The sequence below is a fragment of the Ruegeria denitrificans genome (genome assembly GCF_001458295.1).
In the GTDB taxonomy this organism is placed as follows: Bacteria; Pseudomonadota; Alphaproteobacteria; order Rhodobacterales; family Rhodobacteraceae; genus Ruegeria; species Ruegeria denitrificans.
The window spans coordinates 1-23,660 of sequence record NZ_CYUD01000024.1; the positions used below are offsets into that span (position 1 = coordinate 1).

22 protein-coding genes and 1 pseudogene are annotated in these 23,660 nt (G+C 52.6%); 9 read left to right on the forward strand and 14 right to left on the reverse strand.

Translation table 11 applies throughout. The features are described from left to right. Positions 1-70: 70 nt before the first annotated feature. A complete protein-coding gene (locus tag RUE5091_RS21655) occupies positions 71-1,027 on the reverse strand; it encodes a helix-turn-helix domain-containing protein (RefSeq protein WP_058284030.1) in 957 nt (318 codons plus the stop codon). A gap of 276 nt (positions 1,028-1,303) precedes the next feature. On the opposite strand from RUE5091_RS21655, the gene RUE5091_RS21665 reads away from it, so the two are divergent. From RUE5091_RS21665 to RUE5091_RS21675, 3 genes are all read left to right on the forward strand, one after another. Next, positions 1,304-2,977: a sulfatase-like hydrolase/transferase gene (locus tag RUE5091_RS21665; RefSeq protein WP_058284057.1), complete on the forward strand. Its 1,674-nt coding sequence runs from the start codon at positions 1,304-1,306 to the stop codon at positions 2,975-2,977. An 87-nt stretch (positions 2,978-3,064) separates the two neighbouring features. Further along, entirely contained in the window at positions 3,065-3,802 is a 738-nt protein-coding gene (locus tag RUE5091_RS21670; RefSeq protein WP_058284032.1) for a hypothetical protein, read from the forward strand. Positions 3,803-4,525: 723 nt separating this feature from the next. After that, positions 4,526-5,416 (forward strand): ankyrin repeat domain-containing protein, encoded by an 891-nt coding sequence (locus RUE5091_RS21675; RefSeq protein ID WP_058284033.1) that lies wholly within the window; start codon positions 4,526-4,528, stop codon positions 5,414-5,416. A gap of 775 nt (positions 5,417-6,191) precedes the next feature. Here RUE5091_RS21675 and RUE5091_RS21690 read toward each other — a convergent pair. Further along, complete coding sequence (locus RUE5091_RS21690; RefSeq protein ID WP_058284036.1) at positions 6,192-6,614, reverse strand: hypothetical protein; 423 nt, start codon at positions 6,612-6,614, stop codon at positions 6,192-6,194. Positions 6,615-6,617: 3 nt separating this feature from the next. On the opposite strand from RUE5091_RS21690, the gene RUE5091_RS21695 reads away from it, so the two are divergent. Next, complete coding sequence (locus RUE5091_RS21695) at positions 6,618-7,211, forward strand: hypothetical protein (RefSeq protein WP_131726362.1); 594 nt, start codon at positions 6,618-6,620, stop codon at positions 7,209-7,211. A 207-nt stretch (positions 7,212-7,418) separates the two neighbouring features. Here the strand turns inward: RUE5091_RS21695 and RUE5091_RS21700 are convergent, their stop codons facing one another. From RUE5091_RS21700 to RUE5091_RS21720, 4 genes are all read right to left on the reverse strand, one after another. Beyond that, entirely contained in the window at positions 7,419-8,015 is a 597-nt protein-coding gene (locus RUE5091_RS21700) for a DUF2585 family protein (RefSeq protein WP_082643778.1), read from the reverse strand. 74 nt (positions 8,016-8,089) lie between these two features. Further along, complete coding sequence (locus RUE5091_RS21705; RefSeq protein ID WP_058284039.1) at positions 8,090-8,638, reverse strand: hypothetical protein; 549 nt, start codon at positions 8,636-8,638, stop codon at positions 8,090-8,092. Positions 8,639-9,000: 362 nt separating this feature from the next. Next, positions 9,001-9,765: a hypothetical protein gene (locus RUE5091_RS21710; protein ID WP_131726363.1), complete on the reverse strand. Its 765-nt coding sequence runs from the start codon at positions 9,763-9,765 to the stop codon at positions 9,001-9,003. An 847-nt stretch (positions 9,766-10,612) separates the two neighbouring features. After that, positions 10,613-11,245 carry a type IV secretory system conjugative DNA transfer family protein gene (locus tag RUE5091_RS21720; protein ID WP_058284042.1) on the reverse strand — a complete coding sequence of 211 codons (633 nt, stop codon included), beginning with the start codon at positions 11,243-11,245 and terminating at the stop codon, positions 10,613-10,615. A gap of 89 nt (positions 11,246-11,334) precedes the next feature. Between RUE5091_RS21720 and RUE5091_RS21725 the strand changes: the two genes are divergently transcribed. Next, a complete protein-coding gene (locus tag RUE5091_RS21725; RefSeq protein ID WP_058284043.1) occupies positions 11,335-12,015 on the forward strand; it encodes an IS6 family transposase in 681 nt (226 codons plus the stop codon). 52 nt (positions 12,016-12,067) lie between these two features. Here RUE5091_RS21725 and RUE5091_RS22810 read toward each other — a convergent pair. After that, positions 12,068-12,346: pseudogene (locus tag RUE5091_RS22810) on the reverse strand (nucleotidyl transferase AbiEii/AbiGii toxin family protein); the annotation flags it as partial. Beyond that, positions 12,336-13,157: a type IV toxin-antitoxin system AbiEi family antitoxin gene (locus RUE5091_RS21730; RefSeq protein WP_058284044.1), complete on the reverse strand. Its 822-nt coding sequence runs from the start codon at positions 13,155-13,157 to the stop codon at positions 12,336-12,338. The pseudogene RUE5091_RS22810 and the gene RUE5091_RS21730, both read right to left, overlap by 11 nt. A 386-nt stretch (positions 13,158-13,543) precedes the next feature. Between RUE5091_RS21730 and RUE5091_RS21735 the strand changes: the two genes are divergently transcribed. Next, the gene (locus RUE5091_RS21735) at positions 13,544-14,989 is read left to right on the forward strand and encodes a phospholipase D-like domain-containing protein (protein ID WP_131726364.1); all 1,446 of its coding nucleotides are present in this window, start codon (positions 13,544-13,546) and stop codon (positions 14,987-14,989) included. 128 nt (positions 14,990-15,117) lie between these two features. Here RUE5091_RS21735 and RUE5091_RS23790 read toward each other — a convergent pair whose 3' ends face one another. The 4 genes from RUE5091_RS23790 to RUE5091_RS21750 form a co-directional block, all read right to left on the reverse strand. Beyond that, entirely contained in the window at positions 15,118-15,273 is a 156-nt protein-coding gene (locus RUE5091_RS23790; RefSeq protein ID WP_082643779.1) for a glycine zipper 2TM domain-containing protein, read from the reverse strand. A 133-nt stretch (positions 15,274-15,406) separates the two neighbouring features. Then, complete coding sequence (locus RUE5091_RS21740) at positions 15,407-16,036, reverse strand: hypothetical protein (protein ID WP_058284045.1); 630 nt, start codon at positions 16,034-16,036, stop codon at positions 15,407-15,409. A gap of 505 nt (positions 16,037-16,541) precedes the next feature. Continuing rightward, positions 16,542-16,928 carry a hypothetical protein gene (locus RUE5091_RS21745; RefSeq protein WP_058284046.1) on the reverse strand — a complete coding sequence of 129 codons (387 nt, stop codon included), beginning with the start codon at positions 16,926-16,928 and terminating at the stop codon, positions 16,542-16,544. Position 16,929: 1 nt separating this feature from the next. After that, complete coding sequence (locus RUE5091_RS21750) at positions 16,930-17,277, reverse strand: hypothetical protein (protein ID WP_058284047.1); 348 nt, start codon at positions 17,275-17,277, stop codon at positions 16,930-16,932. A 353-nt stretch (positions 17,278-17,630) separates the two neighbouring features. On the opposite strand from RUE5091_RS21750, the gene RUE5091_RS21755 reads away from it, so the two are divergent. The 3 genes from RUE5091_RS21755 (at position 17,631) to RUE5091_RS21765 (ending at position 21,011) form a co-directional block, all read left to right on the forward strand. Then, positions 17,631-19,739, forward strand: a complete 2,109-nt coding sequence (locus RUE5091_RS21755; protein ID WP_082643780.1) for an alkyl/aryl-sulfatase — start codon at positions 17,631-17,633, stop codon at positions 19,737-19,739. 93 nt (positions 19,740-19,832) lie between these two features. Further along, complete coding sequence (locus RUE5091_RS21760) at positions 19,833-20,351, forward strand: DUF1269 domain-containing protein (protein ID WP_058284048.1); 519 nt, start codon at positions 19,833-19,835, stop codon at positions 20,349-20,351. An 81-nt stretch (positions 20,352-20,432) separates the two neighbouring features. Further along, positions 20,433-21,011 carry a DUF3611 family protein gene (locus RUE5091_RS21765; protein WP_058284049.1) on the forward strand — a complete coding sequence of 193 codons (579 nt, stop codon included), beginning with the start codon at positions 20,433-20,435 and terminating at the stop codon, positions 21,009-21,011. A 62-nt stretch (positions 21,012-21,073) separates the two neighbouring features. On the opposite strand, the gene RUE5091_RS21770 is transcribed toward RUE5091_RS21765, so the two are convergent. Beyond that, the gene (locus RUE5091_RS21770; RefSeq protein ID WP_058284050.1) at positions 21,074-21,934 is read right to left on the reverse strand and encodes a hypothetical protein; all 861 of its coding nucleotides are present in this window, start codon (positions 21,932-21,934) and stop codon (positions 21,074-21,076) included. Further along, a complete protein-coding gene (locus RUE5091_RS21775; protein WP_058284051.1) occupies positions 21,935-23,629 on the reverse strand; it encodes a SulP family inorganic anion transporter in 1,695 nt (564 codons plus the stop codon). Positions 23,630-23,660 lie beyond the last annotated feature (31 nt).

Below are 23,660 nucleotides of genomic sequence, written 5' to 3' on the forward strand. Positions count from 1 at the left end.
GAAAGGAACGGACCGCCTCGATATCAGCGCATGGGCGATCCGTGCAACAACGCCGTTGCCAAGCTCTGTTTCAGTTCATTTTGCCTGACAACGTTTGTGTCGGCAGTTGTCCAAAGAGTGCTCTGTAGTCTCGCGCGAACTGACCCATGTGCCAAAATCCGTAGGCGTTTGCGATGTCCGATATACTCTCCTCTGGCGAGCAGGATACCAGTTCATGGCGCACAGCACCGAGACGGGCTCTTAGATAAAACTGCTTGGGGCTCACCCCATATGTTTCCTGAAACGCGCGACGAAGAGTGCATGCGGATACCTGAATATCTGCACATACTTCACCGATTGAAACGTTATCCATCAAATGGGCCCGCATGAACTCAACGGCTTGTTGTGCTAAACGGGTTCTGTTTTTACTGTTTCGCCGATCAGCCCATTTTTCGCCTACCACCAGCATTTCCAGAAGCTCTAAGATCATATCACTCTCTTCACTATCAGAGCTTGGTCCGGCCGCTGATCCAATTAGAAAGCGCACTTTGTTTTTGACTAAGGAATGAAGCTTGCCAGCGTCGCTAACGAAAGATCTCAAAGCGTCATTTCGCACGGTGCTGATATCAAGACCGCAATCGTCGGCGATCCGTTGAGCCCTTCGGATGTCGATGCCAAAGGTCAGGCCTGTGAGCGTTGAATTGCTCACGCCTTCAAAAGGGTCTCCGCTACCAAAATTCATCAGAGCGGTGTCTGAGGGGGAGCCGTTAAGCCAAGTCCGTATACTCCCTTTGTCTGGTAAGCCAAACGCTAGAATGTCAGGGCGAGAAACACCGGTTTGGTACACAGCCTTGTCAAACGACAAATCAATCATTTGAAGGTCAAGACCTGCCCAAACGGATACCGAAGAGTTCATAGTTCCCTCTTCAATTTGGCGTAGCTCGACATCCCATTGGGACAGCTCGCGGAATTGCGAAGGGTCCTGCAAAAAAAGTGTGTTTGGGGCGCAGGTTTTTTTGGGGGCTGATCGTTTTTTGATGTCGTCCATTCCGCCCCGCAGGTAGTTTTCATGAAATGTTATTCGAATATGTAGGCTTGGACAATTGCAAGACAAAGCAGACAAATCGAGGGGGAAGAGGTTCGGACGCCCATCGTTGCCTGACGATACTGCGCGCACCGAACGCGTCGTAACGCTGCTAACCAAAAGCGAAAAAGAGTTGTTGCGCTCACAGGCTGAAGACAGCGAACTCTCCCTTTCAACCTTTTGCCATCATCTGATCCTTGAGGGTCTGAAAACAAGTAAATCATGAAACAGGGGTATCTCATGAAATCAAAACTGTTCCTCTCCGCGCTGGTCTTTGCCGGCTCCGCTATCACGGCGGCAGCTCAGGACAGCAATATCGTGCATGATGCGGAATACTATGTGCTGAAGCAGCAAAACGAAGCCGTTTGGGTCGAGAACGACGCACAGGTTGACCAACTGCTGGCCGATTTTCGTGAGAAAAACGGAGGGAACCCTCCAAACATCTTCTACATCCTTATTGACGATATGGGTTTTGGCGACATGGGTATGCCCGAGATGAACGCGATACGCGGGTATTCGACGCCCAATATCAACGCGCTCGCGGAGGAAAGCATGCGGTTTGCGCGCATGTACACCGAGCCGTCCTGCACACCGTCGCGGGTCGCCTTCATGACGGGTCGCCAGCCGTATCGCAACGGGATGGGCGATACCGCCGTCGATATTTCGGGTTTTGGCCTTGCCGATGAAGAAGTCACAATTGCCGAAGTTCTGAAATCCGTAGGCTACAACACTTCGCATGTTGGCAAATGGCACATGGGCGACATTCAGGAATCCTGGCCTACTTATCAGGGCTTTGACTACGCCGCGTTCCCCATCCATCAGCAGGGCCAGTTGGCCATCTTCAACGAAGATGCAGCCAAGGAAGAAATCACCATGGCCATTGGGGAAGACAACTACAACTCCAAATACACGCTGGATGATTGGTTTCGCCCTGATCCGGGACACATGATTACCGGCCTTGAAGCTGTTATTGGCGGGGAGGTCCGCGAAGTCCATATGGAACCGGGTGAGAAATGGACCCAGGACAAATATAATGAAATGAACATCCGCTATCAGGCACAGGCGATGGAACAGTTGCGCCTGCTAGCAGAACAGGATGAACCGTTCTTCCTGCAATACTGGCCGCTTGTCCCTCTGTCGACAACGCGCACGACGAAAGAGGCGTTCACGACACCCAACGGCGGTACATTCGTTGAAAGCATGGAAGAGCTGGATGAATGGATCGGGGTCATTCTGAACGAAGTCGATACGCTGGGGCTCAGGGACAATACCCTGATCGTTTTGATGGGCGACAACGGTCACTTCACCAAATATGCCCCCGGCAGTGGGTTTTCGCCGCTGGTCTTCCGCGGCGGCAAGGCCGATACGTCTGAAGGAGGCGTTCGGGTGGACGCGTTTGCCCGCCTGCCCGGCTTGATCGAGGGAGACTCGATTGTATCTGACATTATTCATATCTCTGATTTGTTCACGTCAATTGCGCGTATCGGTGGAGCGATGGATGCCATCCCCCGCGACCGGATCATTGACGGTGTCGATCAGGCGTCCCTGATGTTCATTGGCGATACGCATGGGCGCCGGGATCATGTACTGATCTACTCGATCAACTCACTGAAAGAGGTGGTAAAGGAACACATCAAACTCAAGGTTCCGGCCAAAGGTGAAAATGCTATCGTGGCCAAGTTCTACAACCTGTTCCGCGACCCCCGCGAAGAACAGAGCGTATCGACAGAGATCGGCGCGTGGGCTGGACATGAGTTTAACCGCATTATTGCCCGCCACCTGAAATTCAAGGAAATGTACCCCGATCAACCGGCCGCGACCGGACGTCCCTATGAAGGTATCGTGAACCTTCGTCCTGAAACCGTCGCAGCGGTGGATGCCTTTGTAGCCAAGCGGGACATTCAGCCCGACTAAAAGGTTAAAAGTACTGCAAGCCCCGCATCAGAAAATGATGTGCTTGATGTGGGGCTTGGCATCCACAACAAAGTTTCTGGAAACAATATGAAATTCCAAGCGCTTGTACTTGTATTGGCAACTGGCATTGTCGCGACCCCAGCAATTGCCGATGAAAACGCTTCAAACCCTTTGGCCGCAGTCAATAACACGGACATCCGGTATCAGTATTTTGATTTGGGCAACGGTGCCGACAAGCAGGACGCCTTTATAGAAGGCGCATACATGCTGCGGCCTGATCTGAAACTGAAATATGAGTTGCACTACAACTCAACGGATGTGACCGGAACGCGGTTCACTGACTTCGAGAAAGTGAGCCTCAAAGCGATCTATTTTCCCTCTCAGAGACCGCTCAACGACACATGGGCCATCAAGTCGGCCATTGGTCTGGAGTGGATACTGGACCTTGGCGACCCGGAAAAAGGGATTGGAACCGGGTCCGATCAAATTGCGCCTTTTGGCGGGTTCGCCTTTGCAAACACAAGATCAGGGCTGACGCTGATCCCCTTGCTCCAGCATTTTGCTTCGTACAATGGCCCGACCGACATCAGTCAGACCGCGATGCGGTTGATTGCGCTGCAACCGTTTGGCGACGGGTATTGGGCCAAGGCTGATATCAAGGCACCATATGACTGGGAAAACGATGCTTGGCCAGCGACCGCTGAGCTCCAGATTGGCAAGAACCTCAGTCCGGGAATAGCGATTTATGCTGACTTTCTGATCGGAATAGGTTCTGACCGCCCTTACGACAAAGGTGCCGGCTTAGGTTTGCGTTTTAACTACTAGCTCACCCACACCCAACCTCGGCGAAGATCATCAATGTCACAGTCCAGAACTCTGTTCAGCCATTTGTTTTCTGCGTCTATCTTGACCCTTCCTGGAACTGCCTTGAGCCAATCCCTGCCCGCTCCGGGCTGGTAGGAAATAAATTGGCGTCACGCCGCATCATTCTATCTGTTCACTCCGCTCTGAACTCGGGGAAGACTCAACAGTCTCTGGGCGATCCGCTGAGTTGGATTTGAACCTTGAAGCTGAATCCGTCGTTCGCGCTTCTAATCCCCAGCCATCGATGCTTAGGCCCAGAGTTCTGAGAAAATAGACTTCTATTACGATCTGTACCCAAGACTTTGCAGAGTCCGCTTTACTGCGCAGTGCTGACATTTGTGCCGAACGCAACATCGGTCACTTTGGGCTCGCAATCAGATTTCGCCGCTACCGGGGCCAACCTCGGCTCTTCAGAAGCAAACGGCAGCGTGCCGCAAAGTATGCGGCGAGATCAGAGCGTTGGATAGACTGGCAGATGGCCGGTTCCGGTCTCGCAAAACCGTGGACTTTGCCGCAAGGGCATTCGGCAGCTTCGAGCCCTTCCTGTACGACGCGTGCTTTTTTGACGAACGGCGGCTTATCGACTAGGATCGAGGGTGTGTTCACAGCTGCAAGCGGCTGAACGAATCTCCAGATCAGCCCTTTCAGAATAGGCCGGTGGGCATCGCTGCAAGGAAAAAATCAATGTTCAAGAATGTGACCTTTGCGGGATGTTTTCTTGGGCTGTTTGCTATCGGCCCTTCTGCTCAAGCGAACCCGGAGTTGGTCGATGCCGCCACTGACGGTAATATTGCAGTGGTGATGGAGGTACTTGAAGCTGGCATAGATGGGCCTGACACTCTCAATCGCCCATTATTCTTTGCCGCACAACGCGGACATCCGAAGGTGGTCGAGTTACTGCTGGATCATGGTGCGAACCCCAATATCAGCTTCACTTTCGGTAGCCCAATTCACGCGGCAGCGCGTGCCAACAACGCTGTCATTGTTGAGCTTTTGCTTGAAAATGGTGCTAACCCAGACTTAAAGGCAGGTGATTTCGATCAATCGCCGATACATGAAGCGGCCGCCCGAGCGGCCTTCGAAGCTGCGAAGCTCTTGATTGCGTATGGAGCGGACGTGAATTTCCGGAACAACAAGGGGCGTCCGGCCATTCACGCCGCAGCTATGTCCGGCAAGCTGGAAATGGTTGAATTTCTGCGCGACAACGGCGCGACCCCGAATTTGCCTGAGCCGATCACACTGATTGAACTTGAAAACGCCAATATCAAAGCCGGGCAACGGGCGCTGCACGGTTGCAATACCTGTCATGAGACCGAGGAAGGCAAACCCGCGACAGGTCCGCATGTTGGTCCGACTTTGGTCGGCGTTTTCGGCGCGGCGCGAGCCGGAAGGGAAGACTACACATATTCCAGCGCTATGAGCCAACTGGACGGTGTTTGGGACGTAGAAGCGCTCAATGCATTCCTGTCTGATCCGACAGGGGTTGTACCGGGATCAGAGATGCTTCGCGCACCGGAAATGACACGGGAAGAGCGGATCGGGCTCATTGCGTTTTTGCGCGAAGCCGCTCCTTAGCGCGTTCGCGTGCATATTGAGAGCCTCGTGCACAAAGGTAGTGGTTGGACATTGCGACTGTAGTCCGCTCGGCTTCTCCAGCAAGTGCATTGCTACCGATGGTACATCTGAAAGCGACCATCGGTGCAAATGCAGCAAAATGGTGCTTCGTCCGCGACCGGTGATTTCGACCCTTTATGATCGCTGCGTTTTCTATGAATGGCCGGTCTTCACGCCGCGTTGCGACACCGAATTTTTAGCAGTTGCAGCATTAACCGTGCCGCGAGCGCACGCAGCGAAGAATCTGATCGTCTCCTGTGGGCTCTTTTTCCTCTTTCGCGGCGTGACCTATGAACGGCTGCACAAAAAAGGCTTGGAGTGTCATTTCGCCCCGGTATGCAACAGCCCCGCTTTGGTGATCATGTCTCAAAGAGTGTAGAAACTGAGACGGTTCCCCTGTCGGGTCTCTTTCAATGTCTCATTGGGCGTTTCAGGCATTGTTTTAGAGGTCTTGAGACGCTTGATGACGCGCTGTCGCCGAAAAATCCTTAACGCCCTATTCTGCACTGAGCCGGACTCGACCCCAAACTTGGCCCTCGTCTACGACATCAAAAAAAATCCAGAGTACAAGCATCGATCCGAATGGCGACCAACACAATGAAATGATCCACCAAGGCCATGGACTGTGACCGCGGGCTCTAGCCATATCGCCTACGACGGAGAAAATCAGCCAGATGACCAAGATGACGAGCGTAAAGATTAGCAGTGGCAGAAGTGCTTCCAGCATTCGACGAACTCAGTCTTTTGATATCGTCCAGCCCATGGCGTCAGCCATCGCCCGCACAGTTACTTTGTTGACGATGATATCCTGCTCTATGTTCGTCCACCCGGCATAGATTTTATCTGTTCCCTCATAGAATGGGTCGCTGGTCACCTGGATGTTGGCCTGTTGCAAATAGCGAAAGGTGCTATTGCTGCCATCGAAGCAGTTGATCATTTTCAGCCAGAAAAACATCTCGACTTCGTTTTGCTCTGGCACGCTGATAGACTCGATCACACCATTCACGTTCTCCAAGCACAGATCGATCTTTTGCGCGACCATGTAGAGACCGTACTCCGGACTATTCAGTGCCTTATTGAGCCGAGCTCCGTCGGTATTGTCGACAAAGGTTTTCAGGATTCCGACGACTACCAGTCGCCCGGTGATCGCTATGTGCAATACATGCAATCAGCTCTAGGGCACACTGGTTTTGAGAACTACGAACAGCAGACCAAGGACATTGTGAACTCCATCGAGAATATGGAGGCTCTTGCACGGGAGGTCGAAGATCCGCATCTGCGTGCTGCAATGGACGTGCAGATCGGAGAGCTGAAGGGCGATGTTGCCGAGCTACGCCCATACGACACCGACCTGCAGGCATACACTGCTGCTGACGACAGTTACACCACATCCATGAATGCAGCCGAATTGGACAACCTGGACCCGACGGAGGCCGAAAAATGGCTGGCTGTGCGTGATGACATTGTGGCGACCGCCAACAGCTTCTGCCTCGACGGAAACAAGTTCCTGGCCCGCTACAACGATCATGACAGCGTTTCAGTCGGCACCACGGCGACTTGGCGAGACGCGGATATTTCCACCGCTGCCGCACATCTTAACAGCCAAGGTGTTCCGGACAGCTACGAGCGCGCCGAGGCCGTAGTCGGTGAGCTGCACCAAGTTTCATCCAACAAGATTGCAGCCGTGGTCCAAGAGATTGCCCATACCCGCGAACAGGCAACCCACGTCCGTAAAGAGGATGGCCACGGCCTTTAACGACGGAAGACATTATAGATTATTGTTCGCGCTGGTGAATGTGTTGCCGGGAACAGCGAGACCACCGGGTTGGAGTAATGTGGGGTCTATTCCGATTGGGACGGACTCCTATCGTTGGACATTCCGGGCATTCGCTGCACCACGTTTGAATAGGCAAGAAGCGGACAAACCGGACATCAAAAGACAGCAAATTGACAGGAATTATACCTACTTCGGAATTGTAATAGGGTTTAGTTCCTGTTGCCATTGCTCCACTGAATCCAATGGGTAAATGACCATAAGAGTTGTTAGTGTAAGGCAATCCCTAGCGACAATTGCCGCCGTGAGTTCCAGACACAGAATGACCACGGCAATCAATGCCGTAGGGATTGCATGTGCCAGAAAAAAACCAGCGAGCATCCACAGATAATCAAATACTGCGTTCAAGACACTGTCGCCAAAGTAACCTTGATACAGAGTCGCGGCCCGAAATTTGTTCAAAACCCAATCTGTATGTTCAATAATCTCCCATGCCACTCCAGTGACAACGGCGATCACTAACAAAGATTGAATGCTCCAGGTGGGAAAGAAGAGCCTACCAAGCAACACGATCAGCATCCCGTGCACAATGTGAGACAAAGTATACCAATCAGCGATATGCTGAGAATTGCCGCTGGAAAATACTGAGCCGACCCAGAACTTAACGTATCCGCACGTACAGATTAACGGTTGCCCCCATTGCAAGAGCGTTATGCCAATGAGCGCGGCCCCCAAAACGGCGAAGGCGTAAAGCCACATGTTCAAATTCGCGCTGAAGATTGTCATTGCGCTACAGGACAGCCTTCATAAACGCCATTCTCCAAACGTTCAGGTCCGGGATCTGCAAATTCCACTTCTGGTTAACGTTTGACACCGGCACATCTCAATAATTGCTTCCCCACCGCCGGAAGACCATTCGCCGGGAATTTCGCCAATACTTTGCCCTCGTGGGTTTGCACATCAATTGTGCCACCGGCCATGTCCATGAAAGCATGGAACGCGTAGCAACCGGACGGGTCTCCGATTGCTGTTTGAATCCTGCTGCCAGAAAAATCAGCGGGGATTGTTAAATTGAACGGACCAATCAAGGACAAAAGGCGTTCGCGTTTCCTGAAGCTCCAATTTGGAGAGGAGATCATAATCCAAGGGCAACCTCGATTGGATCGCAGTTCGTTCGCTGTTTGGGACGACATCATCACGATCTGAAAACTGGCAGTTTTGGAAGCCAGTTCCGCCACACACATTTCGTCCAGTATTCGTGTCGATCCGCTCGGATAGCTTACATCCACCTCATCGGCTTCATAAAGCGTCCACGAACCGCTGGAATAAATCTTTTTGCGAGTGTCTGCTTGAGCGAAGCATGCGAAAACTATTAGCAAGCTGGCGAGCAAGTACGAAAAAAGCTTCATTTCTGGATCCCCCTTTTACTTGGAGCGGCATCAACGGCGTATTCCTCTGCACAGATCAGCTTTCCACTCTCGCGCAAAGCGAGACCCAGAAATGTTCAGCAATCTTCCGTAGGAACCCGTTTGTAGGAAACGCCTCCTTGGTACGCGGTCCTTTCAACGCAGTCTCCGGTTGAGGCCTTAAACAAATAGCTCGTCGAACCCTCTGTCCGAACAACTTCGTAGCCATCATTTAAAAGCACACTGTCCGGCGGACCACATGCTACCACAGAAGCAAGTGCAACAGCGCCGAATGCAATTCTGAGCGTACTTTTCATGTTGCTTTCCTTATTTTGTTATTGGTCACAGCCACTCTTGGTCCAAAGTTACTGGACGATTTCGAGTTCTACGAACGATTGCGAGACGACCCGCCTCAGAGCTGATTGACAGTACGCACGCACATTCGACTTTTCGGCAGGGGTTAACCGCCCCCAAGTACCTCCCGCAAGCTGGAATGGTAACTTTTCAACGCCCATTAACGATCTTCCTTGCTTGATCAATTCACCCGTTTTTGCGTTCAACAATACAGGGGTTATGCCAATAGCGCAGTGATTGGGTCCGCTTCCGTCGCTACCGTTTACCTCAAGTATTGAGCGAGAACTGTAACGTCGTGGGTCATCGATTATGATGTAGCCCATACCTCCTGCAGCAGCCGCAGCTGCAATACTAACCGAGCTGAGCAACACATCCTGTCCGGGTGTGTACTGTTGTCCATACTGATCAAGAGGCGTTTGTTGCAAAACGATCAAAGCGTCGGCATCTCTGGCCACAGCACTATTTTTATCGCGCGTGACAACAACCGAAGCTCCGGTACGCCCAAGGATTTCAGTGGAAATCTGGCCCGTCCCGGCTGCGGCGTCCCACCCTAATCGAGACTGTGAAACTTCAAGCTCTGCCATGTTTGACCGATGTACAGATAGCAGGTTGTCATTCACCCGCGGGATCACAGCGATCGATTGATATCTTGCTTTCGCGCCGGCAGGAACTCCTACCTGAGATGCGGCACATGCTGACAACGTCACAATCAGACACAGCAAAATTGCTTTTGAACAGTAGGCGATCAAATTCGAAGGATTCCGGTCACAGTGCATTGGCGATGCTCCTGTCTCCGGAAAATTTCCTTGCGATCCCGCTGACGCATTTACCGGACAAGTCCGCAATCATTTTGTCAGAAGGCCAAGCATAAGTGCGAGAAACACAAACATCCGAATAGGCGCGTGTCGTGCCGCCCACAGACACCTTAAGCGCGGCGTCTATTGTCACATCCCAATAGGTTGCAGTTGCGGGCGTGCTAAGTGCAAATCGTTCCACGACGCCAGTTACTCTAGTCTGCCCGCCGGTCACGCTATGCCCGGCCGCCGCTAACTCAGACTTGATAGCCTCTGTGAACAATGCCTCGGGCGGAGGGTTCAACGTAACATGGCCCATAGTAACGTTGCCAACGGTTGTCCGTTCGCCAATTCTGCCAGGCAGTACCCCGACGCCTCGTACCATTGTGAACGGTTGAACATTTAGGGCGCGCGGTGAGACTGAAGAAAGAACTCCGCCTCCGCTGGACGCGCCTTGCAGCGAAGCATTTGCAGTGGTGTCTTGAACGCCCGCGCATGAAACCAAACCGATCAGCGCTGCAAGTGTAGCCAGGTACCTCGAAACCCATTTCAACATTCCCATCGCTTCCCCTCCCTAAAAGCAAAATCCGGAGGACCAATTATATTCCACTCATTGAATGTGTCTTTGATTTACATCAATTGGCTCAAGAGCGCGTGATCTGACGATCGACTGCTTTGGGCTCATCGGTTTGCTTCGCCGCGCGCGACACGAACGACCGCTTGTTCAAACAGCTTGGGCGTTGCGCGCGCATTCGCAATAAGATTGTATGCTCGATTGTTCGAGATTCCGGTGCTCGAACCTCTGGGATTTTGCAATACAGCACCCACGTCAAGCGGAGGCGCTACTTTCAGGCCGTTTGGCTCTCATTTTCTCCATCGCCATGTCTTTTGCGGACCGGCTTTTTCGTTTTGCAACGGCGCGCTGCGCATCAAAAGCTGCCCGAAGTTCCTGATCTTTTTCCGAAACCTCTTTCACCGGGGCAGGCGCCGGTTTCGCATCAGCCGCTGCCTTTGCCGTGTCCTCTGCCTGCTCTTCAGCAAGATCCAGGTGTGTCCCTTTGATCTTTGGCGTGTCGCCACCAAGGAACTGCATGAAATAAGGATCTTCGAAATATCGAATCTTGTTCGCAATCACGGGCATCTTGCCTTCGCGGATCAGCACAACCTCGTTTTCCGGCAGACGACCAACGTGCTCTGGCCGGAGCAGCCGAATGCCTTCTTCACGCTCTGATATGCTGCCCATTTCCATCTTGCCGAGTGCTCGAGACTTCGACTTGCTCATGACCGTTTTGTCCCCGATGGACCTGGACACATGTTCGCGTACTTCGGAATCCTCTGAGGCGGCAAACATCTGGGTTCCAGCGTTTGCCAGCATCGCCCGCACACCCTCGTGCCCATAAATGTCCTGTAGGCGCGACAGTGTTTGCGAAATCACCACGAGCCTGCCCCCGAACGATCGCATGGTGGGATCTGTTGCAAACTTTTTGCCATTGACGCTCAAGAACGCAGAGAGTGAATAGCGGCCGGTGTAATTCAGCCGAAAGTCAGTTCATGATTTCTTTCAAGGGTGCGCAATATCCGAAGGATGTGATCCTGTTCGCGGTCTTTTTCTACGTTCGATACGGTGTTTCATACCGTGACCTGGAGGAAATCATGGGTGAGCGCGGTGTTTCGGTGGACCACACTACACTGAACCGCTGGGTGAAAAGATACTCCAGCGCGATTGCTGAGGCCGCGCGTCGCCGCAAAAAGTCTTGCGACCGTTCTTGGAGAATGGACGAGACCTACATCAAGGTGAAAGGGGTGTGGGTATATCTCTACCGAGCTGTCGACAAGCACGGTAAGACGCTTGATTTCATGCTTTCACAGCGTCGAAACAAACCTGCCGCCACCAAATTCTTTGCCCGGACACTGGAGGTCAACGGACTCCCGAGAAAGATTGTCATCGACAAAAGCGGAGCTAACACGGCTGGCATCAAGGCCATAAACAAGATGTTGAAAGGCTTTGGTTGCCCGATCCCAATTGAAATGGTCAGGCGGAAATACTTGAACAACATTGTGGAGCAGGATCATCGTTTCATAAAAAGACGAACCCGCCCGATGCTGGGGTTCAAAGCCTTCGCATCAGCAGCAGCAACATTGGACGGAATCGAAGTGGCGCACATGATCCGCAAAGGTCAAATCACGCCCGGACTCTGTCCGTTTCGTCAGTTCGCGGAACTCGCCTCTTAAACCTGCTGCTACAGCGCGTACTCTTATTCCAACTGAAACTTCGCAACAGAACCCCTCCACCTCCTTTTATTCTCTGAGCCTTGGCCCCGTTGATGCCCTTTTCGATCGACTTAGCGATACGATCCATGGCTTCGTTGATCTCGGCGAGGCTCTGTTCACGCTCTTTGATCGGCAGATATGTCAGGTCGATATCAACCGAGAGTCGCGGTAGATCGCGATAGAATAGGTTGATTGCTGTCCCGCCCTTGAGCGCGAATATCTCTTCCTGCGCGACGTAAGGCAATACACGCACGAGAAGGGCGACCTGGGATTCATAATTCCTACGCGCCATTTTCTGCCCCTGTCGTGACGAACTCTTCGGGTACCATGATGCGATATCGCGGATGTATCCGGCCACCTTTGACCAATGCTCGATCCCCCGTCCCGAGGTTGAAGGCGTCAGCATCAAGTCGTTTGCGCCAGGGGTGATTGTGACGATCCGCAAAAACGAAGAAGAGGCGCCTGACCTTTATTTTCTTGCAGCTCAGCAAAAGTGCCGAGAGCAACTTAGGTCGTAGCGTCGTCAAGCCCTCGAACACCATGTCGAGGTTGTGAAAACTCTCATGGTCCGGCAATTCGTCAATGGCTTCCATGACCGCCCGCTCGGGAGTCGACATGCGCAGTTGCCAGTCCCACGGGAGGGAATTTTCAGATTTTATGTCGTCATTTGTAACACCAAGTGCCTGGTCCGCGAACAGCGATGTATTGCGCGTTTCTATAGGTGCATTGAGTGGCAGCTTCGTGAGCCAGTTGGGTATTTTGTAGCCATAGATCCAGACGGGTGCGTTATTGCCCAAACGCAGGTAGTGGTCGTAGCCCTGTTGTGAAAGAGCGGTTTTGCCGCCGACATGAAAATTATAGCCCATGATATGTTGCATCGAGATCAGGCAGGCCTTCCAGTCAACGGTGTTTGATGCGGACGGATTGGGAACAGGTCGGCGGAAAACGCCGCGGTGAACGCGTTCGAGCCAGCCCCGTTTTACATAGTCACGAAAGGTTTCGTAGGCTATGCCATGGGCGGTGAGCCAGTTGGCATCGACGAGATATCCTGCGGGCACCGAGTCGAGAACTTTCTTCAGGTTTTGCGATCTTCCAGCGTTCATGACGCCCTAAATCAAATAATTTCGAAGAGAAGGCAAGAGGGCCTCTTTGAAAAGCACATTTTTAAAGCGTCTATAGCGCTGAAAATAACACATAATTAAAAACACAGCGCCACGCGGAAACCCATCGGAATACCCGGGAGAAATGGAAGATTCCGGCGCCAAGGGCGGGAAGCAGACCTTCGTTGCACCGTTCGTCGAGGTTCGCAGAATGGAGCGAACCAGACGTTGGTTAGGCTCGGAGACGGCGTATGAGGTGCGTCAAGCGTGATGTCAGTGGTCGAAGGGCTGGATCCAAGCATTTCCAAACCAAACTTTCTGCACCCTTGTTAGTCAAAAGAGATAGGGTGAGGCTTCAAGTGGTGTAGCTGCATTTGGGGGATCGTATTTTGAGCCTCGTCTACCTATGGGCATTTCTCGTCACGCTTGCGCAGGTGTCTTTAGCCTTCGGAGTCACCGTGCATGCTGTTCTGAGAAAGCGCGATACGCGCGCGGTCATTGGCTGGTCAGCCCTTGCTTGGCTTGCGCCGTTTGTTGGCTCGTTGGCGTACATCATACTGGGCGTCAATCGGATCAACCGGGCTGGTACACGGATGGGCCTGTCAGACACCATGCGCCGAATTCCAGGTTTCTCTCTCTCGGAAAGTGAGAGAGTGTTGTTTGAAGAGGCTAATATCCAACTACCTCACTTGGCCGGATTAGCCCGTGCCGGGGAAGCTCTTAGCGCAAAGCCACTTTTGCCGGGAAACACGGTCGATTGCCTGCGAGATGGTGATGAGGCCTTTCCGGAGATGATCGCGGCCATAGATAGTGCCAAATTATCGGTTGGATTGTTGAGCTATATTTTTGACAGCGACCGAGCAGGAGAAGAATTCTTGAATGCGCTCGTCCGCGCCAAGGATCGCGGCGTGGTAGTGCGTGTTCTTATCGACTGCGTTGGCGCGCGCTACAGCAAAGAAAATATGGTTACTCGTTTGGAAGAGGTGGGCATTGAAGCCGCGAGTTTTCTTCCTACGAGCGGGTTCTCCTCACGCCGCTTTTCAAACCTCAGAAATCACAGAAAAATCCTTGTTGTGGATGGCTGCATTGGCTTCACAGGCGGCACCAATATTCGCGAAGCGCATTGCCTGAACCTCGATCCCGAGGCGCCGACACAATGCCTGCACTTCAAATTCGAGGGGCCGGTTGTAAGTCACTTCAAACAAGTGTTTGTCACGGACTGGGCTTTCACCACAGGTGAGCAGTTGAGCGGCCCGGCATGGTTTCCAGAGCTTACACGCCATGGCACAGTCTGGTCGCGGGGGATTTCGCACGGACCAGACGAGGATTTCGAGACGCTCAGCAAGCTCATTTTCGCGGCACTATCGGCCGCGCGCGAACGCGTACGCATCGTCAGCCCATATTTCCTACCGGATTCTCGGCTGATAGAAGCGCTTTCAGTGGCGGCGCTCCGTGGCATCAAGGTCGAAATCTTCCTGCCATCCAACAACAACGTTAAGGTTGTCGAGTGGGCAGCTATGGGGCAGATCGGGCAAATTTTGGAACATGGTTGCCGGGTTTTCTTCACCAAGCCACCGTTCGATCACACGAAACTCATGCTCGTGGACGACGTTTGGGCTCTTGTTGGAAGCACAAATTGGGATCCCAGAAGCCTGCGATTGAATTTTGAGTTCAATGTTGAATGCTATCACCGAGAGCTGTCGGAAGAACTCCATGTCATCCTTGACTCAAAAGCACTTGGCGCTCGGGAAATTAGCCTTGAAGAGATCAATGATCTCCCGCTATTGACCAAATTGCGCAACGGTTTCGCCCGGCTACTTTCCCCCTACCTTTAGGAAGCACAACTTAGCCTCAGGCCCGAATTTCCCTAAGGATCAAAACACTTGACTGCCATGACCCTGGTTGCAGCTCAACAGGATCGTGCTGTCTGTTTTTCAGAGGCAGACGACAGGCCAATGGCGTCTCAAGTGCATGGGGGTTGGTTCTGTCCGCCGCAAGCGTTAGCACCAATTTGCGCACCAGCAGCGGCTCCTACCAGAGTTGCAGCTGTTCTCCCACTGCCGGACCCGATTTGGTTCCCCACCGCCGCGCCAACAAGTGCTCCGGAGGCCGCGTTCACGCCTTGATTATTTGTGCAAGCGGCAAGACTTGCTCCACAAAAATCAACACCACAGTTGCCCTAACAATTCCGTTCATAGAATCCTCCGTTTGCTACATGTGTCCCAACTATTCGTGCGCTCGGACAAATGGTTCTATTTCACAGCCAAATGGACGTCAGATACGATGCCGTGGTAGAAGACGACTTCGATTGCGTCACCCTGATCCATTTGCCAGAGTTCAATTTTGCCGATTTCAGAAAACTCCAAGATACTTTCGCGAGCGAAACCATTGCGTTGCAACCAGTTTGTGGCCGACACATCGCGGCTTCCCACAAGGCTTTTGCGAACAAATTCTGTACCGGACACTTCTGAGGAACCGGTTTTGCCAAGCTCCCGGCAATTCCCCGCGACCCAGCCCCAATCCTCCGTAAAAACCATGACTTCTGATTCGTTTTTCGGTGCGCCACCAGACTTATCCACGAGTAATACTTCGGCAACATCCAGAAAGGTGCCTGTAAAAACAGGGTAACCCTCGGTATTGGTCGCGTAGTAGTTAAGCGTAGAAACCCGCGTCTCACCTTGCGGCCCCGTCCAGATTACATGCAGAAACCGGCCGTCGAGCGCATCCGTGGTAAAGGTCCAATTGTCGGAAGCATCCCCGCCGCAGCTTGTCTGAACACCAGTCCCGCTGTTCCCCCACGACTGCCCAGTGAAAGCAATAAGCGAAAGCGCCAAAGTCGCCGCCGCAACCAGAAACTTGTCCTTAAATTCTGCATCTATCACGACGGCATCTACCTACTGAAAGTCGAAAGGGTCACGGGTAGTTGAGCATGCCACAGACTGCCCCCTGCAGTCAGATCGGTCAAGCGCGCAGTCTGGTAGCGTTCTTTTTGGCATCCGAAATGCAATTAAAACTTGGCCCAAACTGAAAATTGCGAAGGGTTTTTCAGTTATGCAAAACGGAAGCCTAAACTGCACCTTGTCTATTTCGCGGTGTTGAAAAGTTGCGCCAACAAGCTCGCGTGGCTATCATCTGGATATGGAATTTATTGTGGGTGGCATAGTTACGGTTGTTCTGGTGATTTGGGGCGCGGCCTCATTTTGGCGAGCGCCCTCAAATGACCGAAAAAAGGAAAAAGACAAAAAGTAGCGGCATCGTCTGCAGGCATTTTGAGCACGCCTCATGGGATGCATCATCATCCAATTCACCAAACAAACGTATTCGCCGACTTTATGGATAGCGTTGCAGCGACGACAGGGTGAACATTGCCCCCTTTCTCAATAGACATTACCCATCGAATACTCGCGACCAGGTCTCCTGATCCAAAAGCGAAACGAGTTGATCACGTGAGTCGAGTACCGCGCTTATCGCTCGATCTCTTTCCCGATCCAGTTCACTAAAAACGGCTCTTGTGGACGATGCCGATGCTGATTTGTCCGTCGAACCGAGAATGGCATTGTCCGCAGCACCTTCGACCGCGGCACGGAACCGATCAACGGCAACTTCCAAGTCGCTCACAATTTTCAAGGCCGCGGTCCGGACATCGCTGTCTGCGGGCGAAATAGCCTTATCCAAGGCGGGTCTCAGCGTATTGGGCTCCAGAAATGATGGTGCTAAATCAGACGATCCGTCCAACAAGAAAGTGACCGCCGTTATCGTCGCAATTACTGGCATCTCACAACTCCAAACTGGTTCCCGAGGCGACTATGTCTGCCTTTTCGTACAGAATTTCAGCAACTTCCGGCCAGTACTCTTCCGGGATTGCCGCCTGCAATTGCCCCTGCAATACCAGCAGGTTATCGCGTTGCGAACGGCGTTCGGTGTCATATCTGTCTGAAACAGCTATCAACTTGGAACGTTTTACAGAGCGGTTGGCGGACAACCGGTTGAATTCTTCAATAAAGGCCGCGTGCGCCTGGATCATCTGTGTTGAATTCGCCTCAATCTCCCGGGCAATCTGAACCAGATCTGAGCCATCATCAGAAGGTATCTGTTCCAACGCGGCTGCGAGCTCAGAATTCATGTCGCCGATCGAAATACTGCGGTCGAACGGGGCGCAACTTGAGATGCAACAAAGAGAAGCTGCAGCGGCCAGGTTGATAAAATCTCGCCTCGGCAGAGAGGCATCGCAGGTAGCTGCCATCATGTTTCCCCCTGATCTGTGATCCACCTATTTTTAGATCTCGTCCTTTGTTGCTGGGCTCACCGAAGACGGCCCAATCGTCAGAAATACTCAGGCATTCAATACATCCGCGTGCCGTGCTGGATAATGAGCCGTGCAAGACTGCCTAAATCTTAATCGTTCCGCAATGACATTTAAATGTTAGGATGTGAGGCAATGCTTTTCAGACAGCTTGATCAATAGGGGGAAATACGATGGCACCTAATCGGCGCGACTTCATGAAAACTGTTCCAGCAATTGGGGCCGCGTTTGCGGTAAGCCCTACTTTTTTGTCGGAAGAAGCAGCAGCACAAACCACATCGACAGCCGCGCCATTAGAAGGCCACTTTCACCCTAAAGGAAAAGCACCGTCCGAGCACACGCTCAAAATCCTGGCCGAAGCGAAAGAAACACTGCCTTTCTCAGACACTCAGGACTTTGACGAAGTTGCCAAGGGTTTCATTGCCCAGATGCCGGAACCTCAAATAATGGCAGACGCGGGCAATGTCGCCTGGGACCGGGGCGCATTTGATTTCATCGACGAGCAAGACGAGTACGACAGTATCCACCCGTCATTGATGCGTATCAGCAAGCTGAATCAGAACTATGGTCTGTACGAGGTAATACCCGGCATCTATCAGGTGCGCGGGTTTGATTTGTCCGACATCTCATTCGTGCGCGGTAAAACGGGTTGGATCGCCATTGACCCGCTGGTTTCGGCCGAAACGGCGCGAGCCGCGTGGGAATTGTTCTCGGAACACAAAGGTGAAGGGTTGCCGATTACAGCAGTGATCTACTCTCATTCACACGGGGATCACTGGGGCGGCGTGCGTGGCATCGTCTCTCAAGAAGACGTGGATTCTGGTAAGGTTGAGATCATTGCGTCGCGTGATTTCATGGAACACACGATTTCCGAGAACGTGTTTGCAGGCAACGCCATGAACCGCCGGCTGTTCTATCAATATGGTCTATTGTTGCCCGTGGCCCCGCACGGGTTCGTCAATCAGGGTCTCGGCAAACGTGTTTCCGCCGGTGCCGTAGGCCTTATCGCACCGACCCGAATTGTCGAGGATGATATCGAAGAGTTCGAGGTCGACGGCGTGCGGATGATCTTCCAGAACACACCCAATACAGAAGCACCGTCAGAGATGAATACTTACATCCCCGACATGAAGGCCCTGTGGATGGCGGAAAACGTGACGGCCACGTTGCACAACATTTATACATTGCGCGGCGCGCCGGTGCGTGATGCCCTTCGATGGTCAAAATACATCTCTCGTGCCCTGTTCCTGTTTGGGCAAGAGGCAGAGGTCATGTTCGCTTCGCACCATTGGCCGCGCTGGGGCAATGACCGCGTGCAGCAGGTTTTGAAAGATCAGCGCGACCTTTATGCCCATATGAATAACCAGACCCTACATCTGGCCAATCAGGGCGTGACGATTAACCAGATACATCACCACTATGAGCCGTCACAGGGTTTGCAGCAGACATGGCATACCCGTGGCTATCACGGCTCACCTCAGCACAATTCGCGCGGTGTTGTTCAGCGGTTCCTTGGATTCTGGGATTGCAATCCCGCGACCCTGATACCGTTAGAACCAGAAGCTTCAGCCCCGCTCTACGTCGAGATGATGGGCGGCAAAGATCCAATTATAGCCAAGGGTTTGGAACTGCACAATGCAGGGCAATATTTCGAAGCGTCCGAGATTCTGAACAAGCTGTTCCTGTCGGATCCATCAGATCAGGAAGTAAAAGATTTGTTGGCCGACGTTTACGAACAGCTTGGCTACCAGCAAGAGAACCCGGGCCTGCGGAACAGCTTCCTGTCTGGTGCCTATGAACTTCGTTCTGGCATCCCCACCGGTGAAACGGCCGACACGTCCAGCCCAGAGGTGATACGCGCTATGTCGACTGAGCTGTTCCTTGATTTCCTTGCGATCAAGATGGACAGCCGCAAGGCCGAAGGCATCGAGTTTACGATGAACCTAAGCACACCCGACAATGGTGAGATGTTTGCGATCGAGCTGGCCAAAGCAACACTCACAAATGTCGAAGGTTTCGCTTTCGATGAGCCAGATCTCACTCTGACTTTGAACCGATCCGATCTGGAACTTGTGATGACTGGGGAGGCTGATTTCGAAGATTTGCTGGCCGACGGCCGCGCAACGGCTGATGGTGACGTCAGCGTTCTGATCAAACTCGCTGGAGCCATGGTTGAGTTCGATCCTCTGTTCGAAGTTCTGCCTGGGACAAGTACCGGTCCAACAGAAGTAGCAGAGGCTGAGCCGTTGCAGGCAGTGACCGGTCAGGTCGTTATCGAATGATGTTACACGCGGGTCCCTTCGGACCCGCGTTATCCACTTTTGCAATCCAATACGATTTTGACGATGTAATCCAAATCACCCGAGGAGACTTCAATGGCTGATCTTGTTGTTCTTTCATTTGATGGTGTCGACAGTGCAGATGCTGTTTTGACAAAACTACGACAGCTCAAAAAACAGGAATTGATCGACCTGCTGGACGCCTGCGTCGTTGTGCGACCCGAAGAGGGAGACATACACATTAAGCAGTCAGTGAACATGACCCGAATTGGTGCCAGTACGGGCCTGAGCACCGGTGCAATAGTTGGTATGTTGGCCGGTATTCTTGTTCTCAACCCACTCGCCGGCATGGCAGTGGGAGGTTTGGCCGGGGCGGCAATGGGAGCGCTTGGAGGGTCCCTTTCCGATTACGGCATCAATGATGATTTCATCAAAGAACTGGGCGAGACCATCCAACCAAATTCATCGGCTCTGTTTCTGCTTGTCGCCAAGGCCACACCGGACAAAGTGATCGCCGAGATCGAACAATACGACCCGAAGATACTTCAGACGTCCCTATCCCAGGAACAAGAAGACAAACTCCGCGAAGCGCTCGCCGCTGCGCATAGCCAGTGATTTTTTATAGAGATCGACGGCCAAGCTAAAGCATGGACGGCCTTCTTCAAATCATAGGGCTTAGGTTGGGAGCACTGCAATATGGTAGGCGAATCCGCTAATTGGCATGAGGAAAACACCGGGCGCGTCGCAGATGCGCTCGTCAAGCTTGGCCAGATCGGTTTCTGGGTTCAACTGGTTTTTTTGATCATTGTCGTTGTACTGGGCGGCGTTGTCCTTGGCGTTGTCGGAGGCGGCGCAGGCGTGGGCAACGTGCTGTCCTTCTTAGGTTTGATCCTGCCCGCTTTCACCACATTTTGGTGTTGGCATTATTTGTCTATGGGACGAAAGCTGAAAGAGACTGGAGATGACCCCTCAGCCGCCCGGCTTCAAAGTCGCGTGTGGATCGGCGTTTGGGTCGGAACCATCGGCGCTGTTCTGACAATTGTTTCATTGTTTGGAGCAGCTTTTGCGCTTCTGGTCACAATGCTGGCCAACCCTCAAGTTGGCTTGCAGATATCCGCAGCTGAAACCGGTGCCAGCCCCTACACGATTTCGGCGGTCGATGCAGTCAGCATCATGACCTTACTTATGACGCTAACCGCTGAGTTGCTTGTTGTAGCGATTTCTTTGCGTATCGTTTTCCTGATCTCTCGTTCTCTGGGAGGAAATGACGTCTGAGTACGCAGTACACCTGCCTTAACGAAACCTTGCGAAATTAAAGAGCATGGCTAAAAGCAGTGCTATGTGCCACCCAAAAACCGCTTAAAAACAACCGAGGCCGGTAAAGCCATACAAACCCCGATCAGAGCAAAAAGCAGGATAGTAGGGATTGCCGGGTAAGACAATTCTGACTGCTCAGCAATGTAAAGAGACAATCCTATGTTCCTTGCAATTGTTGCGATGGCAAGGCCCGCTCTTTTCGATCTGACCGGGCCCCCAAGCGTGTAGCCACTCGCTAACGCAACGGCACAAAGTATGACGACCGAAAAAGCAGTGGTCCACCCAATTGCAAGTGATTGCCGTAGGTCTGGCAAAAGCGCCAGCGCGGCTAAAAGAGCGGCAAGGAACAAGAGATAAAGTCCCTTGGACACAATCGCCACCACCTTGTTGTGGCGATTTCGCAATCGCGGCACCGCGCGCGCCGATGCCCATCCAAGCACTGCCGGTAGAAAAGTCACCAGCCCGACCTGAGCGGCCACAGTATCCAACGAAACAGGAGTAGCCGCGACCTGGGGCAGATGACTAAATAAGAATAGCACAAACGGCGTATAAACCACTGCCAACAGAGCAAGAAGCAACTGCAATGACGCAACATAGTTGAAATCGGCGGCTGCGGCTTCGGACCGGCGCGTTGTGAGAGGCGCTCCGGGCGCGGCGGCCAAAATGGCCAAACCCAGAGCAACCTCAGGACGCACGGGAAGCAAAAACATTATAACGAGTGTTGCCAAAGGCATCACGACGAGAACTGAAATCAGGGAACGAAACAAAAGCGAAGTATCGGACAGCAACGCACGAATGCTCCCAACTTCTTGCCGGGTTCCCAGCCCATACATCTGAGCAAAAACGACAACACCTGTAAAAATCAAAACGACTTCGGGCATCTATTTGCGTCCTTCTGATCCCAAAGTGCTGGATGACTGACTGCGTTTCGCATCGATCCAAATACGGGACTGTTCCATGGCATCATTAAGCGCTGCCCCGATTTCAGCTTGCTCCTCAAAGACGTTCTCTTGCGACAATCGCTTCAGCAGTCCGGTTCGTTTCAATTGTCCTTGCAACTTGTTGTTCACACCGGTCAAAACCAGCTTGCTGTCGTGATGTTCAAGCTCTTTAGAGTATCGGCTTAGCAATCGAATGATCGTGCTTCCCAAGTCGTCAACGTCACGAAGCACCAATAATACCACTGAATGGCGTCCCGTATCTGCTTCGGGCAACTGAGCTTCAAGAGCCTGCGCCGACGCAAAGAACAGTTCTCCGCGAATGCGAAGAACCGTAATTTCGCCTTCCTCAAGAGCGGTCGCACCAGGCCGCTCTATTGGGAAGCCCCCTTCGACCAAGGAGATCTGCCGAACTTCGATCTGGTTAGCGGAGCGCAGAATTTGAAGAACGAAAGAGATTGCGATGCCCAACAGGATTGCAAACTGCAGCGGCAATAACAGCGTTGCCACCAGCGTCGCAGTAAAACCAGCACGGGCCATCGTTCCGGTCCGCCAAATGACAGCAATAGACTTGGGTTGGACATTCTGCACGCCCACCACGAACAAAAGCCCACCCAGACCGGCCATGGGAACAAGCTTGACCATGTCCACGAACAAAAAGACGATCAATACCACTGTTACGCCTGCAAAGATGTTTGACCAGCGCGAACACGCTCCGGCCTGAACACTGACAGCCGTTCCCGACATTGACCCACCTGAAGGGATCGAACCAAACACGCTTGCTGTGAGATTGGCCGCGCCTTGGCCGACGAAATCACGCGAAGTATCTGGAAACCGCCCATCGGGGTTCGGAAAGCTTTGACCAACACCGGCGCCCTGTACCAACCCGATCACTGCGATGGCAATGGCGGGCAGGATCAGTTCTGGAAAGTAGCTTAAGTCCGGCAGCATTGGCGTGGGCAAACTTCGGGGAATGATCGCGACATCTTTCACCAGCACGATCGAGCCGCCTTGAAATAGCGTGGCCAACCCGGTTGTCGCACCCAGAGCAAGGACCAGCGAGAACTTACTTAATCGCGTTTGCTGGATCAGAAAAATAAGGACAATTGTGGCCACGCCGATAATAACCGAAGCGGTATCGAAACTACGCCAGTTCAATGCGGTATCGGAAAGGCGCAACAAATGATTTGGCTGTGCGCTCTCAAACCGAGTGATATCAGGAATAGAGCCAAGAATGATCAGAGCTGCAATCCCGGTAATAAATCCTGTCATCACCGAGTTGGATACATATCGGACCAGCCGCCCCATACGCAGCAGCCCAAAAATCAACTGCACCATCCCAATCATCATAACCAGGCCGATCAATGCGCCGATCTTTCTATCGTCCTCAACCCCATACAATGCCTCACCGACGGCAACCGATAGTGCGCCAGTCGTTGATACATTCATAAAAACGGAACTGGTGAAGATTGCGCCGACGGGCATGGCGACCATTAGCGCGTAAAGACCAGCGACAGGGTTGACGGTCGCAAGAACAGCATTGGCCATTCCTTGCGGAACGTTGACGATTGCGAACGTGGCACCTGCGACAAGATCCGAAACCACGTTCCTGCGATCAATCTTCAACCCGTCAAGCATGCAGCCGCGATCCAGTATATTTTGGGTATTC